General features: G+C 69.5%; 15 protein-coding genes and 2 pseudogenes. 14 read left to right on the top strand and 3 right to left on the bottom strand.

Annotated features, from left to right (window positions below):
* Positions 1–164 precede the first annotated feature (164 nt).
* On the top strand, positions 165–1,016 hold the full coding sequence (locus tag IEZ11_RS47810; protein ID WP_189269388.1) for a methyltransferase domain-containing protein: 852 nt from the start codon (positions 165–167) through the stop codon (positions 1,014–1,016).
* Positions 1,013–1,930: an IS5 family transposase gene (locus tag IEZ11_RS47805; protein ID WP_189269387.1), complete on the top strand. Its 918-nt coding sequence runs from the start codon at positions 1,013–1,015 to the stop codon at positions 1,928–1,930. Before IEZ11_RS47810 ends, IEZ11_RS47805 begins: the two co-directional genes overlap by 4 nt.
* A 10-nt stretch (positions 1,931–1,940) precedes the next feature.
* On the opposite strand, the gene IEZ11_RS47800 is transcribed toward IEZ11_RS47805, so the two are convergent.
* Positions 1,941–2,741, bottom strand: coding sequence for an inositol monophosphatase family protein (locus IEZ11_RS47800; RefSeq protein WP_189269386.1), 801 nt, complete (start codon positions 2,739–2,741; stop codon positions 1,941–1,943).
* A gap of 115 nt (positions 2,742–2,856) precedes the next feature.
* Here IEZ11_RS47800 and IEZ11_RS47795 point away from each other — a divergent pair, with 115 nt between their 5' ends.
* The 7 genes from IEZ11_RS47795 to IEZ11_RS52870 all read left to right on the top strand — a co-directional run bounded on the left by IEZ11_RS47795 (position 2,857) and on the right by IEZ11_RS52870 (position 9,534).
* A complete protein-coding gene (locus IEZ11_RS47795) occupies positions 2,857–3,459 on the top strand; it encodes a winged helix-turn-helix domain-containing protein (protein ID WP_189269385.1) in 603 nt (200 codons plus the stop codon).
* Positions 3,456–4,727 carry an MFS transporter gene (locus IEZ11_RS47790; RefSeq protein ID WP_189269384.1) on the top strand — a complete coding sequence of 424 codons (1,272 nt, stop codon included), beginning with the start codon at positions 3,456–3,458 and terminating at the stop codon, positions 4,725–4,727. The genes IEZ11_RS47795 and IEZ11_RS47790 overlap by 4 nt, the downstream gene beginning before the upstream one ends.
* Entirely contained in the window at positions 4,724–5,488 is a 765-nt protein-coding gene (locus IEZ11_RS52805; protein ID WP_444544947.1) for a YunG family protein, read from the top strand. The genes IEZ11_RS47790 and IEZ11_RS52805 overlap by 4 nt, the downstream gene beginning before the upstream one ends.
* A 185-nt stretch (positions 5,489–5,673) precedes the next feature.
* Positions 5,674–6,213, top strand: a complete 540-nt coding sequence (locus tag IEZ11_RS47775) for an NUDIX domain-containing protein (protein ID WP_189269383.1) — start codon at positions 5,674–5,676, stop codon at positions 6,211–6,213.
* A 421-nt stretch (positions 6,214–6,634) separates the two neighbouring features.
* On the top strand, positions 6,635–7,105 hold the full coding sequence (locus IEZ11_RS47770) for a hypothetical protein (protein ID WP_189269382.1): 471 nt from the start codon (positions 6,635–6,637) through the stop codon (positions 7,103–7,105).
* Positions 7,102–9,192 carry a M56 family metallopeptidase gene (locus IEZ11_RS47765; RefSeq protein WP_189269381.1) on the top strand — a complete coding sequence of 697 codons (2,091 nt, stop codon included), beginning with the start codon at positions 7,102–7,104 and terminating at the stop codon, positions 9,190–9,192. The genes IEZ11_RS47770 and IEZ11_RS47765 overlap by 4 nt, the downstream gene beginning before the upstream one ends.
* Before the next feature lie 219 nt (positions 9,193–9,411).
* Positions 9,412–9,534, top strand: a complete 123-nt coding sequence (locus IEZ11_RS52870) for a DUF8636 domain-containing protein (RefSeq protein ID WP_505997485.1) — start codon at positions 9,412–9,414, stop codon at positions 9,532–9,534.
* A 23-nt stretch (positions 9,535–9,557) separates the two neighbouring features.
* Here IEZ11_RS52870 and IEZ11_RS47760 read toward each other — a convergent pair whose 3' ends face one another.
* Entirely contained in the window at positions 9,558–11,240 is a 1,683-nt protein-coding gene (locus IEZ11_RS47760; RefSeq protein ID WP_189269380.1) for a coiled-coil domain-containing protein, read from the bottom strand.
* Between the two features lie 886 nt (positions 11,241–12,126).
* Between IEZ11_RS47760 and IEZ11_RS52130 the strand changes: the two genes are divergently transcribed.
* The 4 genes and pseudogenes from IEZ11_RS52130 to IEZ11_RS47750 all read left to right on the top strand — a co-directional run bounded on the left by IEZ11_RS52130 (position 12,127) and on the right by IEZ11_RS47750 (position 14,385).
* Positions 12,127–12,261: a hypothetical protein gene (locus tag IEZ11_RS52130; RefSeq protein WP_268239971.1), complete on the top strand. Its 135-nt coding sequence runs from the start codon at positions 12,127–12,129 to the stop codon at positions 12,259–12,261.
* A gap of 392 nt (positions 12,262–12,653) precedes the next feature.
* Positions 12,654–13,241: pseudogene (locus IEZ11_RS51650) on the top strand (NB-ARC domain-containing protein); the annotation flags it as partial.
* A 431-nt stretch (positions 13,242–13,672) separates the two neighbouring features.
* On the top strand, positions 13,673–13,873 hold the full coding sequence (locus IEZ11_RS51645; RefSeq protein ID WP_229713890.1) for a hypothetical protein: 201 nt from the start codon (positions 13,673–13,675) through the stop codon (positions 13,871–13,873).
* Positions 13,874–14,052: 179 nt separating this feature from the next.
* On the top strand, positions 14,053–14,385 hold the full coding sequence (locus tag IEZ11_RS47750) for a hypothetical protein (protein WP_189269378.1): 333 nt from the start codon (positions 14,053–14,055) through the stop codon (positions 14,383–14,385).
* 118 nt (positions 14,386–14,503) lie between these two features.
* Here the strand turns inward: IEZ11_RS47750 and IEZ11_RS47745 are convergent, their stop codons facing one another.
* A complete protein-coding gene (locus IEZ11_RS47745; RefSeq protein ID WP_189269377.1) occupies positions 14,504–14,833 on the bottom strand; it encodes a WhiB family transcriptional regulator in 330 nt (109 codons plus the stop codon).
* Positions 14,834–14,916: 83 nt separating this feature from the next.
* Here IEZ11_RS47745 and IEZ11_RS47740 point away from each other — a divergent pair.
* Positions 14,917–15,113, top strand: a pseudogene (locus IEZ11_RS47740) (pyridoxal-phosphate dependent enzyme); the annotation flags it as partial.

The following is a 15,113-nucleotide window of genomic DNA, read 5'->3' as shown; positions in this document are numbered from 1 at the left end:
TGTGATCGGAAGACATTGAGGGCGATGCCGGACGGCGTCGCCCTCCTTGGTGTGCCTGCCGCATGAACCACGCTCCCGACGCTGCCCGGTCGTTCCTGAGGCAGTGACGCTCTGAGCACGAGCAGGCACGGTCTCTTCCCTTTCACCGTTGCCAGGAGTGCCTCGTGCCCGTGTCGCTTCCCCCTGCCCTCGAACTCTCCCTCGGCCTGTTGCGCTGCCCCACGTGCCGCACCCGCCAGCTGCACCCCGGCCGCGGCGCACTGCGCTGCTCGGTGGGCCACACCTTCGACATCGCCCGCCACGGCTACGCCGGCCTGCTGACGGGCACCCGTGCCACCAGCGGCGACGACGCGGCCATGGTCCAGGCCCGGAGCCGGTTCCTGTCCACCGGCATCTACGCGCCCATCCGCAACGTCGGGGCCCGCCTGGCGGCCGACGCCGCCGCTGAGCAGGCCACGGTCGTGGACGTGGGGTGCGGCACGGGCTACTACCTGGCCGGCGTACTCGACCGACTGCCCGGCGCCCGTGGACTGGGTCTGGACACGTCGGTGCGCGCGCTGCGCTCGGCAGCCCGAGCCCACGACCGAGCCGCGGCGGTGGCCTGGGACGTCTTCCGTCCCTTCCCCCTGGCCGACGGGGTGGCCGATGTCGTCCTGGACGTTTTCGCCCCGCGCAACCCGGCCGAGTTCCACCGCGTACTGCGCCCGACCGGCCGGTTGATCGTGGTCCGTCCCACCGGGCGGCACCTGGCCGAGCTGCGTGACCGGCTGCCTGCGATGGTCACGATTGACCCGGCCAAGGAACAGCGCCTGCACTGGGCACTGGCCCCATTCTTCGAGGGCGCCGTCACCGAACAAGTGGAGTACACCGCACCCTTGACCAGGCTGGATGCCCTGGATCTGGTGGCGATGACACCGAGCGCACGCCACGTGAGCCGTGCAGACCTGAACGATGACGGCCTCCTGCCCGATGAGGTCACCGTCTCCGTGCTGGCCACCGCCTACCAGCCTCGGTGACCACGTGCGGGCGCATACGCCTGCTGACCGACGAGCATTGGGCGCGTCTGTCGCCCTGCCTTCCCCGCAACGCAGGGAAGGCAGGGCGTCCGTTCGCCGATCACCGCCGCATCATCGAAGGGATCATCTACCGGTACCGCACTGGAATCCCCTGGAGAGACCTGCCCCGCGAAGCGTTCGGTCCCTGGCAGACGGTGTGGAAGCGTCATCGCAGGTGGGCAGCGGACGGCACCTGGGACACGGTTCTGGCGCAGCTGACCGCCCAGGCGGACTCGATCGGCGGGATCGACTGGACGGTCTCGGTGGACTCGACGATCAACCGGGCCCACCAGCACGCCACGAACACGGCCCGGCCGGAGAAGGACACCGGCGCCGTCACCCGCCGAAGCAAGAGCGAAGCCCCTGCGACCCTGTGTGAGCCGGAGGGCCACGCGATAGGCCGGTCACGCGGCGGCCTGACGACCAAGATCCATCACGCCGTGGACGGCCACGGCCGTCCGCTGGCCGTCGTCGTCACTCCGGGCCAGGTCCACGACGCACAGGTCTTCCCCCTCGTGCTGGGCGACATCCGGGTCCCACGACTCGGCCGCGGCAGGCCGCGCACTACACCGGACGCTCTGCTCGCAGACAAGGCGTACGCCTCCCAGCAGATCCGCGCGGACCTCGCGTCCCGCGGGATCCGCGCGGTGATCCCCGAACGCGCCGATCAGCAGGCCAACCGCAAGAGAAAGGGCCGCAGCGGCGGACGACCCCGCACTCTGGACGCCGAGACCTACAAGCGCAGGAACGTCGTGGAACGATCTTTTAGCCTGCTCAAGCAGTGGCGGGGACTGGCCACGCGTTATGACAAGCTCGCGATCGTCTATCGCTCAGCAGCCGTACTGGCGGCGGTCATCACCTGGCTACGAAGTTGAGAGACACGGTCTAGCTCCGGCTGCGCATCATCGACAGCAGCAGCCCGTGGGTCTCATCGTCGGCGGCGACCACAAGCCCACGACCTGCCTCACCGATCGGGGCACCGTCGATGCCGGTGACAACGCAGCCGGCAGCCCGGCACACAGCGATACCGGCCGCGAAATGCACGCTCCTGGAGAGGTCGCCGCCATCGGTGACATACGCGGCGCGCTTGCCGGCAGCCACCCATGCCAGCGCCAGCGTCGTGGACACGACGCGCGGCCGGAAACGTGCAACGAACCCAGGATGGGCCAGCAGATCCACGGCCTGGAATCCCGGCGCACTCGGGAACGGCGGATCCAGGTTGACGTCCACCAATCGGGTAGCGGGCGTGGGCGTCAGCAGTACGTCATCGGCCCCGTCACGCCGCACCCAGGCGGTCTCGCCGTCGGTGAAGAAAACCTCGCCGCTGAACGGGTCGGCCACCGCCGCCGCCCCATCGCGCAGCGCCACGTTGACGGCCACCAACATGTTGCCGACGGCGTAGTTCAGCGTGCCGCACAGGGGATCCACCAACCACTGCCGCACAGCGTCGGCGGCGCCCTGCTGCCCGCCTTCCTCGCCGAGCACCGCGTCATCGGGCCGTGCGGCACGGATGACGCCGAGGATCGTCTTCTCTGCCTCCACATCGGCGGCGGTGGCAAAGTCCCCGGCACCCTTGTCGATGCGGCTGAGCCGCTGGCCATACATGCTGCGGACCACGTCCGCGCCAGCCCGCGCCCCGGCTATCGCGACCGCAGCATCGTCGGAGCTCGCGTATGAGTCGATCACGCCGTGCAGACTATCGAGGCGAAGCTGCCGCCCCGGCGAACCTTCCCGGTCAGAGCACTAGGGAGACGAGGAGCGGAGCCTTGTAAAGGAATCTTTAGAAAGATATCTTTACATCATGAACCGGCGACAGCTCACCGACCCGCGCGCGCTGCGGGCCTACGCCCATCCGTTCCGCCTGACGCTCATCGGGCTGCTGCGCAGGGAAGGCGCGATGACGGCCACCAGGGCTGCTGAGCTGACCGGGGAATCGGTGGCCAGCTGCTCATACCACCTGCGGATGCTGGCCAAGTACGGGCTCGCAGAGCAGACGGGGGAAGGCCACGGCCGGGAGAAGCCCTGGCGGGCGACGTCAGCGTTCACCTCCTGGCCCGGCTATACCGCAGACCCCGAGGTGCAGGAGGCCGCGACCGCGCTCAGCCTCGCGGTCGTCGAGCGCTACTTCACCGAGGCGACCCGCTGGCTGGAGAACCGGCACACCGAACCAGCGGACTGGCAGGAGGCGGCGCCTCTGGGAGACGCGACCATCTTCGTCACCGCCGCTGAGCTCAAGGAACTCGACGAGAAGATATGGGAGCTGCTCCAGCCGTACATCCGCCGCGCTGACGATCCAGAACAGCGTCCCGCCACCGCGCGCCGGGTGTCGTATGTGCACTTCGGGCACCCGGCGCGGGAGTTCGACGGGAAGACGCAGGATGCGACGGAAGAGCCGCGCTCGTGAGTCCGGCCGGGCGGTTACCCGCCCTGCTGCGCGAGCCGTCCTTTCGCCGGTACTGGACCGGACATACCGTCTCGCTCTTCGGAGACCAGATCACACAGATCGCCCTGCCACTGCTCGCCGTCCTGGCTCTGGACGCGGGTGCCGCGCAGATGGGGTGGCTCACGGCCGCCGGACTCCTGCCGAGCCTGCTGTTCTCGGTGCACGCCGGCGTCTGGGCGGACCGCCGCGGCCGACGGCGCCACATGATGATCACCACCGACCTCGGGCGGGCGCTGGCTCTTGTCTCGCTCCCGGCCGCCTGGGCCCTCGGCTGGCTCGGCCTCGGCCAGCTCTACGCGGTCGCGTTCATGGTCGGCACGCTGAGCGTGCTATTCGACGTGTGCAACGCCGCGCTGTTCATCTCCCTGGTTCCCGCCGAGCGCTACGTGGAGGGCATCTCGCTGCTCAACGGCAGCAGGGCCATGTCCTTCATGGCCGGCACCAGCGCCGGAGGAGCGCTCGTACAGCTCCTGTCGGCCCCGGTGGCACTGCTTGCCGACACCGCCTCCTACCTGGCATCGGCCTGGCAGCTGTCGCGGATCCGTCCCACCGAACCACCGGCCGCCGCTCGCGCCAGGGGTGATCTTACGGCCGGCTTCCGCTACCTCATCCGTTCCCGGATCCTGCGCAGCTTCTATGGCGCGGTGACCACCCTCAACCTGTTCAACTTCGCCTTCCAGGCCGTCTTCGTCCTCTACTCCACCACCGGCCTCGGGCTCAGCCCTGGCCTCCTGGGTGTCGTGCTCGGCAGCGGCGCCGCCGGCTCAGTGATCGGATCCCTGCTGACCGGCCGGATCGTGCGCCGGATCGGAATCGGACGGGCCACACTCCTCGGCCTCTTCGCGTTCCCCGCGCCGCTGGTGCTGGTCCCCCTGGCCCAGGGCTCCGTCCTTCTTGCCGCAACGTGCCTGTTCCTGGCGGAGTTCGGCTCCGGGTTCGGCGTGATGCTCCTGGACATCGCAGGTGGATCACTCACTGCGTCGCTGATACCCGACGCACTGCGATCCCGCGTCGCAGGAGCCAGCCGCCTGTGCAACTACGGCATCCGCCCAATCGGCGCACTGGCGGGCGGCTGGCTCGGTGCAACGATCGGCCTGCGCCCCACCCTCTGGATCGCAACCCTGGGCGCGCTACTCGGCCTGGCGTGGGTACTGCCCTCCCGGATACTCCTGCGCACCATCACGTCCGTGCCGTCTCACGGCGAAACCCAGCCGCACAGGGCGCCTTGACGCTGGACACCACGGCAACAGTGCCGCCCTCGGCCCGGGAACTGTCCGAAGAGCTGGGCGTTCGTGTGCCTGTGCGCTTCATGTTCAGGTTCCTTTGCCGGGAGGGGATCAGCCCCGTGTGGTTTGGGGTGCATGAGGCTGTCGTGACTGAACCCCTGATCCCGGACCCGGGCGGGATCGCCTGGCAGGCATGGCTGACAGAGGCCGAATTGTGCAAGGTCGTCGATCAGCAGCTCGTCGTTCCGGGAGGACGGAAAGCTCTGCGTCGATACCTGCAGTCCGAGTCCGGGCCGGCAGCCGAAGAGGCGTCTCCCCGGCGATCCGCCGATGTCAGTGGCGACTGCGATGCTGTCGGCATGATCCCTTGGAACCTGCTGGTCATCGACAAGGCTCTGCGGGCCAGTTGGGCCACTGACACCTGTTCCCCGGACGACCTCGCCCGCGCCGGATGGCAGCCCGGCAACCCGGCGTGGGGTCACTGTGACATCACCGCTTTGATAGTGAACGACATCTTCGGTGGCGACCTCATGGTCGGGGAGGTCCACTGCGGCGGGGAACAGCACGGATTTCACTGGTGGAATCGGTTGCCCAGCGGTGTGGACCTCGACCTGACGCACGAGCAGTTCCGGGATGGCCAGACCGTCACCGCAGCTCGGGTCGTGAAACGTCCACCTGGGCCTCTTCCTCGGCGCTGGCAGGAGTATCTCCTTCTGCGCGAGCGCGTCATCGAGCACCTCGGTCACCTCCCCGAGCCTGCCTGACCCGCGGAGACCCTGACCCTGCCGGACGGCTGGATCGAGAGCACCACCATGGCCGGCGGCCGCGCGGCGTACGCCCTGCCCGGCCTGCCCGCCGCCTGAGCACTGCCGCAGCTCCCCGGCCCGAGAGGGGTGAACGAGGCACAAACCCCGCCCGGGCGCCAGACGCGGCCGTGACACTGGCCGCCATGACGAGCACCGAGCAGCCCACCGCCAAGTTCTCCCGGATCAAGATACGCACCGGAGCCCTCGTGTTCTGCGGCGACCAGGTCGCCCTCATCCGCCGCGACCGAGCCGGCTCCACCCACTACACCCCGCCCGGCGGCAACGTCGAACCCGGCGAAGACCTCGACCAGGCCCTCGCCCGCGAACTCCATGAAGAACTCGGCCTGGACGTCGGGCAGGCCGAAGGGGGCGAGCTCCTGTGGGTGGTCGACCAGTGCCTCACCCGCCCCGGACCTACCCCTCCACCCCGCAAGCTCCACCTGATCTACCGCCTGCACGTCACCGATGCCGTCCGCGCCACCCTCGCCGAGCAGGAGCTGGACGAACTCCCCGACGGGAGCCACGAAGTCGGCGTGATCGAGTGGATCGACTACCGCAAGACCGCGGACCTTCCCGTCTTCCCGCCCATCGGCCCCGCTCTCGCCGCTCTCGCCGATCCCCGGACCTCTGTGCCGGACGCCGCCCTGGCGGCCGTCACCGACGAGAACTACACCTGGGTGTGACCACCGACCGCCGCTCGGAACCGTGCCACCCGCCGCACGCCACGGTGCTTCACCCCTGACTTCGCTCCCAGGAGAACGAGTGATCGTCCTCGGTACCTGCGTACTCACCGAGCAGCAGCACAGCAGCCCGATCCGGGAACTGCACTACGCCACATGAAAGTGAGCAGGTCGAACAGCGCCTGGTCGGCGAAGAACACTTCGGCGGGCCGGCGCCGTACGCCGTCGCCGATCCAGCCCTCAAAGAGTCATGGATGATCACATCTGCGACAGAAAGGAAAATGCCATTCGGAAACGGGCCTCCGGATTCTACGGTGACTCCCCCGCGGCAGGTGATCCGCGGCAGGTGATCCATGGGGGAACCATGTTTCTGTCACGCGGAACCCGCACAGCTCAAGACCCGCTGCCAGAGCCGGAGTCGGCGGTGCCGGTGCCCGGGCCCGGCGGGTGGGCGGCCGTGGAGTCCCTGGGGCGTGCCGTGTTCGCGGTGCTGGACACCGACAGCCGCGCCGACTACGCGGAGTGGTTCGAGGAGTTCAGGGAGGATCCGCAGGGAGTGGTGAAACCCGCGCTCACTCCGGCCGTCGGCTCCGGAGTGACCGTCACCTCGGCCCTCCTGTACGTGCTCCCCGTGGCGGCCTGGCTGGTGAAGGTGGTCGCCGAGGGCCTCGCGGGGCAGGCCGTGGACACCCTCAGCCAGACCGTCCGGGCGAAGATCGGACGCCTGCTGGAAGACCGCCGCGGCGGGGCGGCGCCCGCCCTGGACCCGGACGAGGAGCAGGTGGCCCTCGCCGCGCTGGCGGCCTGGGCCCGCAGCGTCGGCGCCGACGCCGAGCAGGCGGGCACCGTGGCCAGGGCCGTCATCGCCGTCCTGCGTGCCGGAGGTGCCGGTTGACGGCCGGTGACGACCGGCAGCGCGGGGTCCTGTCGCCCACCGGCGCCCGCTATGTACTGCTGATCGTCACGCTGACCCTCGCGGGCGCGTTCGCGGGGCAGGTGATCCACAATCTGGTGCTCGGCCCGTCGTGGGCCGCGGCCGTACTGAAGTGTGCGGGCAGGGGCGCCGCCCTGTTCCCCGACTCCGCCTTCGACCGGGCGCTGTACGTGTCCCGCTGCACGGGACCGGTGCAGCGCCGCGAGGCCGAGGTCTCCCTGGTGGGCTCGGCGGCGGTACTGCTGTTCGGACTGGCCGGTCTGTGGGTCCTGCCGCGCCGGCTGCTGCGCCGGGCGGGTCCGCTGAAGGCCGTACCGGCGCGCTGGCAGGAGCTCGCCGACCGGGTCGCCGCCGAGATGGGGGTACGGCGTCCGCCGCGACTGGTCTGGGGCGCCGCCCCCGTCCGGGAGGCGTTCGTGCTCGGCCGGGGCGGGCGCTCCCGCGTCGTCCTGCCGCGCGGCATCCGGCTGCTCCCCGAGGCGGAGGCGGAGGCGATCGTCCGCCATGAGGTGGGGCACCTCGCGGCGGGCGACACCGTTCTGGTCTGGCTCACCCGCGGCCTGTGGTGGGCCCTGCCGCCGGTGCTGCTCGCCGCGCCCCTCGTCGCCGCCGTCCAGGGCTGGCGGCTGCCGGAGACGAGCCCGCTGAGGATGCTGTCCCACCCGTTCTGGGCCGAGTACGGCGCGAGGGCCCTGATCCTGCTGGTGGTCGCCGCGCTCGTCACTCAGCTGATCATGCGGTCGCGGGAGCACGAGGCGGATCTGGCCGCCGTACGAGGGCAGTCGGTCGCGCTGTGGGAGTCCTTGCTCGGCGGGGCGCAGCCGGCCGGGAGGCGCAGCTGGCTCGACCGGGCGCGCGCCAACCACCCCACCCACGACCGCCGACTCGCCGTACTGCGCGCGCCGCTGACGCTGCTGCGCCCCAGCCTCCTGGACACCCTTGTGGTCGGGCTGCTCGCGGCCGTCCTCCTGGACTCCATGGACGGCCTCGGCAACCTCGCCCTCAGCGGCACCTCGTGGAGTTCGGCACCGGTCGGCGCCCTGTCCGCCGGGCTGTTCCTGGCCGTCGGCTGGGGCGTCGCGGTGTGGCGCGACACCCAGGCCCGCGGCGGCGCGAACAGCGGGGCCCTACGGTGGCTCCACCCAGCCCTGGGTATGAGTGCCGGGGCCGGGCTGCTGGTCCGGTTGCAGAGCACGGGGACCACGGCGAGCGGGCCGATGCGGGGATGGCCCCTGCTGATCGTGCTGCCGCTCGCCGTCATGGGGGCGGCGTCGCTCGGTGCCGCGTTCGCCCGTCTGTGGAGCAGCAGGCTCGGTGCCGAATGCATCGACTTCCGGGACCAGTTGGCCGTTGTCACCGTCAACGCGCTGCTCTTCGGCGGCGCGTTGTGGCTGGCGATGGACTTCTGCACGATGCTGAAGGTGGCGTTCGCCGAGCCGGTGCTGTACGCGGTGCTGCTCACCGGCCCCTACTCGGCATCGAGCGGTACCCGTGCCGTCGGGTTGGCGGCGGTCGCCGTGACGGCCCTGTGGGCGGCCCTCCGCCGGGCCCGGCCGCTGGACAGTCACTGGCTCCCGGCGCTGGGCATGGCCGGTGCCGTCGTCGCCTCGGCGGTGACCCGGCTGGGGTACCGGCCGTCGGCGATGCCGCGCGACTGGACCGCGACCTGGCAGCTCGACGTACTGACCGCGCTGTGCGCGGGGGCGGTCTGCGCCGTCACGCTGGTCGCCTGCCGGGGTTCGGACGGTCTCGGCCCCGCCCTGTACGCGGCTCCGGCGGCGTCTGTCCTCACGGCCACCGTGCTGTGGGCGGCGCGCTTCGGTTCCTGGCGGCATCCCTTCGACGTATGGGCCACGGTCCTGGTCGAGGGCTCGCTGTCCGGTCTCGTCGTCGTGGTCGTGGCCCTGGCCGCGCCGGCCGGGCTGCTGCCCGCGTGGGGCGCCGGGCGCCGGACCGTGACCGGCGGCGCGGCGGCCGTCGCCGCGCTCGCGGCGATCGCTGCCGTCGTGGCGCTCGAACACTTCGGGGACGCCGTGCTGTTGCGCTGAACCGACGCCGACGCGCCGAGCCGCTGGACCGACGCGCCCGGCCCGCGGCTGCTCACCGACCCCTGGACCCTGGGCCAACTCATCGACGAGGAGGACCAGGACGTCTTCCCCCGCCTGCAGGCCCAGCTCGGAGAAGACATCGCGGAGAAGGTCTGGTCGCAGGCCACCGGGTGGGAAGGAAACGAGACCTCCAGCCGCGAGCAGTTCTCTAGGGAAGCCGTGGCCTACAACAGACGCAGTGCCGACCAACGCAAAGCGCAACTCGACGAAGTAGGCGCCACTCAGATCAAGATCGTGCCGGTCCGTCCAGGAGAACTCCCTGACCTCGATCCGCAGGAGTGACGTCGCTACGACGGATCCGGGCCTCACCGCCAGCTGACGGCCTCGTGCCATGCCCGCGGCTCAGCCCATGGCAATCCAAGTTCGAGCGTGTCTTCTGACCAGTAACCCGCCGGAGGCAGGGCGCCGGCGCGGCGTGACCGAGGCCAGTAGCGAAGCAGATCTTCGGAATCCTGTTCTCTGTTCAGGGCCAGGAGCACGAGGCCTACCTCTTCTTGGCGTTCAGCCTCCACTGCTCTGAGTACCCACCTCGCATCCGGGGGTTTGATTCCGGCGAGGGTCCTGACGACAGACGCCATGGCGCTGACCGGATGGAAACGTCCAACCGCCGTGAGTAACCGGTAGGCGGATTCGTCCAGGCCGACCACACGCAGCATGTCCACTATGGCGGCAATATCATCCGCTGGTCGGCCCTGCGCGACCCGGATAAGCAGGTGGTACACGTAGTCGCTGCCGCCTTTGTCGTTCAATCTGGCCGCCACAGCCGCCACATGACTCGCGGTGCCCTGCGCCGCCACGATCCCCAGCAGCTCGAAGACGAGTTCGTCGTCCTCCTCGGACTTGAGGAGGACACCCATGGCTTCGACTACGAAGATCGGATCGTTGAGAGCTACGGCCTCAAGACGACTGGGCTGCTGCCGAATACGGCGGAACAGTACGAGTACCTCTCGCGTCAGGTTCTCGATGCGCTCGTCCACGGCCTGAGCGTCGCTGCCTTCGCCCTGCACCGGCGACGCCTGCGTAACGAGAGCCCCGTGGCTGCCCGGCGGATTGTCCTGGTGAAGATCCTGCGCCAGACGTTCGAGGCGTTCGGCCCCGTCATCGAGGTGTCGGGCGGCCTTGGTGAGCGCAGCGTCGACGTCGTCGGCATCCGTGTCGGCCGCCTCGTCCCACGTCTCGGAGCGAAGGACAGGGCCGCGGTGGAGAGACGAGTTGTCCGGTTGTCCGCCAGCGCGCAGCCGTTCGAGTTCCTCAGTGAGAGCCTTGATCTGTTCGGCAGCTTCCTCTGCCAATCGGTCGGCCCGGCACCGTTCAGCTTGCGCCCGCTGGAGCTCGTCTTCCGCTCGTTTCCGTTGGATCTCGCTGCGGGCCAAACGCTCACGGACCTTCGCCAGAAGATCGGGGCGGCGGGCCTGAATTCGCAGCCGGTCGCGCTCGGCGTTCAGGGTTGCGATGTCGCGGTGGAGTTTGTCGACCATGTGCAGCAGCACCATCACCATGCGGTTGGCGCTGCCTCGCTCGCGTTCCAGTTCTGCAGCCCGTTCCAAGGCCCGCAGAAGCTTGTCCTGCACCTCGATGGACCGCCGCTGGACCTGAACCAGTTCCGCTGCGAGTTCCGCCGAAGCCTCTCGTACCGAGCGGAGCGGTACTGGCTCGGTACCAAATGGCGGGCTGAGCAGCATGGCCCTGAGGGCCCGAGCCTCCAGAAGCATGCGATCTCGCTCGGCGACGTCCCGTGAGCACACGTCCGCGACCGCCTCGACGAAGTCGTCCTCGAGTTTCACGCCGGCCAACCGCTCACCAATGGTTGATCGTCCCGGGACCCGTCCGTCGCGGAAGTGCTCAGCCGTGAGGTGAGTCGCGAGATCGTCGAAGGTCAGGTTGGCGGCATCCATCCACGTCCGCAGCAAGTGGGCCATCTGGTTGGCCTGCTCGGTAGAACCCTTCAACGGCCCCCAGGGCCGGGTGCGTCGGCTTCGGTCAGCCAACCTTCTGCTCCCTAACTGCCACGGACAACTGCATCTCGTCCGATCCTGTCCGGCTACGCGACCGGACAAGTCGACTCGCCGCAGTCAGCCACCGCACCGTGATTCCACGCCCAGCGCTGTCGGGGAACCGAGCGCCAGGCGTGCCCATCCGACACACCTGGAGACCCTACCGATGCCCGATCTTCTTCAGCATGCCGTTCGCGTGATGCTGAACGGACTTCTGACCGAACTACCCGCTCAGTTGCTTACCACTGCCGTTGCTGCTGCGGCGGCCGCCATGTGGCGTGCCCGCCGACGCCACCGGGTGGAGGAGTCGACGAAGGGGGTACCGCCTTCCGACGGCCAATGAATTCGTGATCCGTGTGCACCGCTTCCGTTCGGTATTCATACGCCCGGTCGAAGAGAACCTCCGGCCTTCTCGCCCTGTCGAACAACCAGGGCGCGAGCGGCCTGCGCTCCGACATGCCGTACGGCGGCCGCGGCTGCTCAGGTCGGCCCGGCATCCGTCGGGGCTCTCCTCGTGGGTGACGGGTTCCCGGTGTGGTGGGATAAGACAGGCGCGTCCCGGCAAGTTGAACCGCTCGGGGTCAACGAGGTCGGCTCTTCTGCGCAGCCACCTGCTTATGGCCGACCTGCGGCCGTCTTCGCCTGGCCCCGGCGGGGGAACGGGAAGGGGAGGCATCGGGGGCGGATGATCGAATGACGCAGCCCTGAGCGGCGTAGGACGGACGTCGGACATCTTTCCTCAGCGGAAGACCTTGCTATCTCCTCCTCGGCGACCGCGGCCGCGACCACCGCCTCGGCCCCCGCGGCATCCCCGCCGCCGGCCAGGACCGCGGCGGCCTCGTTCGCGGCGACACGAACGCCGCTTCGACCGGTACTGGTCGTGGACGACCACCCGACCATCGTGATCTGGGAGCAGATGGCCGCCGAGCTCATCGCCGTGGCCGAGCGGCCGGACGCCTTCCGCGATGTACGAGTGCGTCGGCTCGGCCTGCGCGAGACCCCGAGGGGCCCCTGAGGCGGTGATGCACGGGCCGTACCCCGAGTACGCGTCCAAGGTGTCCCCAGCGAGCTGGTGGACCGCACCGGCCGCCGGATCGTCTTGGTCCTGACTGACAGACAGGGGCCGCTCTGGCGGACCGGCGACCGGCTCGAGGCGGCCCGCGGACTGCACGGTGCGCTGCTCGCCCCGTAGGAGGAGCCGGTTCCACAGGTGACGGCGGAGAGCCAGCCGTTCGCACGTGTCGAACTGGCCGTGCTGCGCGCCCTGTCGGGACCCTACCTTCGGCGCGCCCGCCGGGTCAGCGCGGCCCTGGAAGGGGCCCCTCCGGGTACCGCGATCAACAAAAATTCGCGGCAATTAGGCCACGATATCCGTAATGAAGTCGATTCAGATTTGGGGGCCCGGACATGACCGAGACCACTGCCAGCGAGTACGAACACGCACCGCCCGCGAGAGGGACTCCAATGCAGGAGACTCCCGTTTCCAGCACCGACAGGCAGACGGGCACCGACCTGCCGCCACCCGGCAGGACGGCCCCAGGACCGTCCGCACCGCCGTCATGGCAGGGCCCGCAGCGCGTCTCCGTACCGATGGTCTGGGGCAACGTGCCATCGAGCACCCCCATTTTCACCGGGCGGGAGGAACTCCTTGAGCAGGTGCACGAGCAGGTGCTGACGGGCGATATCTCGGCGGTGCTGCCGCACACCCTGCACGGCATGGGCGGTGTCGGGAAATCCCAGATCGCCATCGAATACGTGTACCGGCACGCCGCCGAGTACGACGTGATCTGGTGGATCCCCTCCGAACAGCCGACGGTGATCCTGACCGCGCTCACCGAACTCGCCCACCGGCTCGACCTGAACGTGGGCACGGAGGCCAACCAGGCGGTCCCGGCGGTCCGCGAGGCCCTGCGCCGGGGCGAGCCCTACGACCGCTGGCTCCTGGTGTTCGACAACGCCGAGGACGTCAAGGCCGTACGCCCCTACTTCCCGACCGGCGGCACCGGCAAGATCCTCATCACCTCCCGGAACCAGGAACTGGCAGGCCGTCACCGGCATGGCCGTGGACGAGTACCTCGGGCTGATCCGGGACAAGATCGCCGACCTGATGCTCGAACTCGTCCCGTCGCCCGACTACCCCATGTCGGTGGCCGCCGCCTGGGACGTCTCCCTGCGCCAGCTCGAACAGCGCAACCCCGCGGCGCTCCAACTCCTTCAGGTCTGCTCGCTCTTCGCCCCCGAACCGATCTCGCGCACACTCTTCAACGCGCAGCACCATCACCCCCGAGCTCGACGAGGCCCTGCGCCACCCGATCAGGCTCGGCCGGGCCATCCGGGAGATCGATGTCTACGCCCTGGCCCGCATCGAGCACCGGCACGACACCATCCAGCTGTACCGTCTGGTCCAGGCGGTCCTGGTCAACCGCATGTCCCCGCAGCAGCAGGCGGACATGCGGCACGGCGCGCACCTGCTCCTCGCCGACGCCAACCCCAACAGCCCCGGCTCCAGGGAACTGTGGCCGCGCTACCAGCAACTGCTGCCGCACACCCTCCACGGCATGGGCGGGATCGGCAAATCCCGGATCGCCATCGAATACGTAAACCGGCACACTGCCGACCACGCCTGACCGCATCTGAAGATCCGACAGACGAAGCGAAGACCAATGAACAGGCCGGACCCCACTTTCCTTCTGAGGCCCGGCCCATTCACATCCGGTACACGCAAAGAGCGGCACCGGCGCCGCCGCCCACCTGGCCTAGGAACCTCCGGGCGGCTGGCGTACGGGTCCTCCAAGAAAGGGACCGCATGTCGAGCATGCCTGAACAGCCCGGCTACGACCACAGCGACACCGCCGTGCTGCTCGCCAAGGTCGAGCACCAGCTGACCAGCCTCGCCGAGCAGACACGCACGGCCAAGCGGGAGCGGCGACGCCTCCGTCGTGCCCGCCGCGCCCAGCGGCTCCGCGTCCGCGTACGTGCCAGCATGCCGGTACTGCGGAGCGGGCTGATGTTCATCGCGATCGTGGCCTTCGCGACCGGTCTCATGCTGATGATGGCGGACACAGACGACCCCATGGTCTTCTTCGCACTCGCCGGTGCAGCATGCGCCCTCGCTGCCCTGACGCCCTCCGGTAAGTAGTCGGTCCCGCACGACCGGAAGTCCCTGTCGCCAAGCAGACCCTGGCAGGGACTTCCCGTGCGCACTGTCGCCGGTCCTCACCGGCTGGGCCGACTCGGTCCTGCGAAGGCAGCCTTGATCAGCCGGTCCGGGACCCGTCTTCGGTGCTGTCGTCAGACCCTCCGTCAGCCCGTTCGTGCTCGGTGCGTGCGGTGTCCAGGAGAATCCGCCAGGACGTCACCATCGGGCGCCGACGCAGCAGACTGCGCCGCTCCCGCTCTGTCATGCCTCCCCAGATCCCGTGCTCGATGCGGTTGTCCAGGGCGTACGCAAGGCATTCGGTGCGCACAGTACAGCCACGGCACACGGCCGTGGCCCGATTCTGGGCCGCTCCCTCGACGAACAACTCGTCCGGATCAGCACTCCGGCAGACCGCCCGCGCACCCCACTCCTGATCATCCCCGGCCACCCCGACGCCGTCCTCTCCCCGGCACCGCCCGCCCTACTCCCCCGGGCAGGCGCAGTGCGAGAACGCTACGGCAACGCGGTACGGTGGCTGCTGTCGGGACGGGCGGCCATTCGGCCGGGGTCGCGGCGGGACTGCGCGAGTCCTTCCCCGAACTGCGGCTCATCGGCCTGGACGCGACCGGCTCGACGATCTTCGGTCAGCCCGCGCGGCCGCGCCTGATGCGGGGGCTGGGCTCCAGCATCCACCCCTCCAACGTGGACTACGACGCCTTCACCGAGGT

The organism is Streptomyces fuscichromogenes (genome assembly GCF_014645815.1).
GTDB lineage: Bacteria > Actinomycetota > Actinomycetes > Streptomycetales > Streptomycetaceae > Streptomyces > Streptomyces fuscichromogenes.
Note: the sequence above shows the minus strand (reverse complement) of the source record. Positions and strands in the feature narration are given on the sequence as shown.

What these genes read in the sequence shown, in the direction of transcription:
- IEZ11_RS51645 (WP_229713890.1), top strand. Translation starts at nt 13,673, where the DNA reads ATGTCCCCGCAGCAGCAGGCGGACATGCGGCACGGCGCGCACCTGCTC.
- IEZ11_RS47795 (WP_189269385.1), top strand. Translation starts at nt 2,857, where the DNA reads ATGAACCGGCGACAGCTCACCGACCCGCGCGCGCTGCGGGCCTACGCC.
- IEZ11_RS47775 (WP_189269383.1), top strand. Translation starts at nt 5,674, where the DNA reads ATGACGAGCACCGAGCAGCCCACCGCCAAGTTCTCCCGGATCAAGATA.
- IEZ11_RS47750 (WP_189269378.1), top strand. Translation starts at nt 14,053, where the DNA reads ATGTCGAGCATGCCTGAACAGCCCGGCTACGACCACAGCGACACCGCC.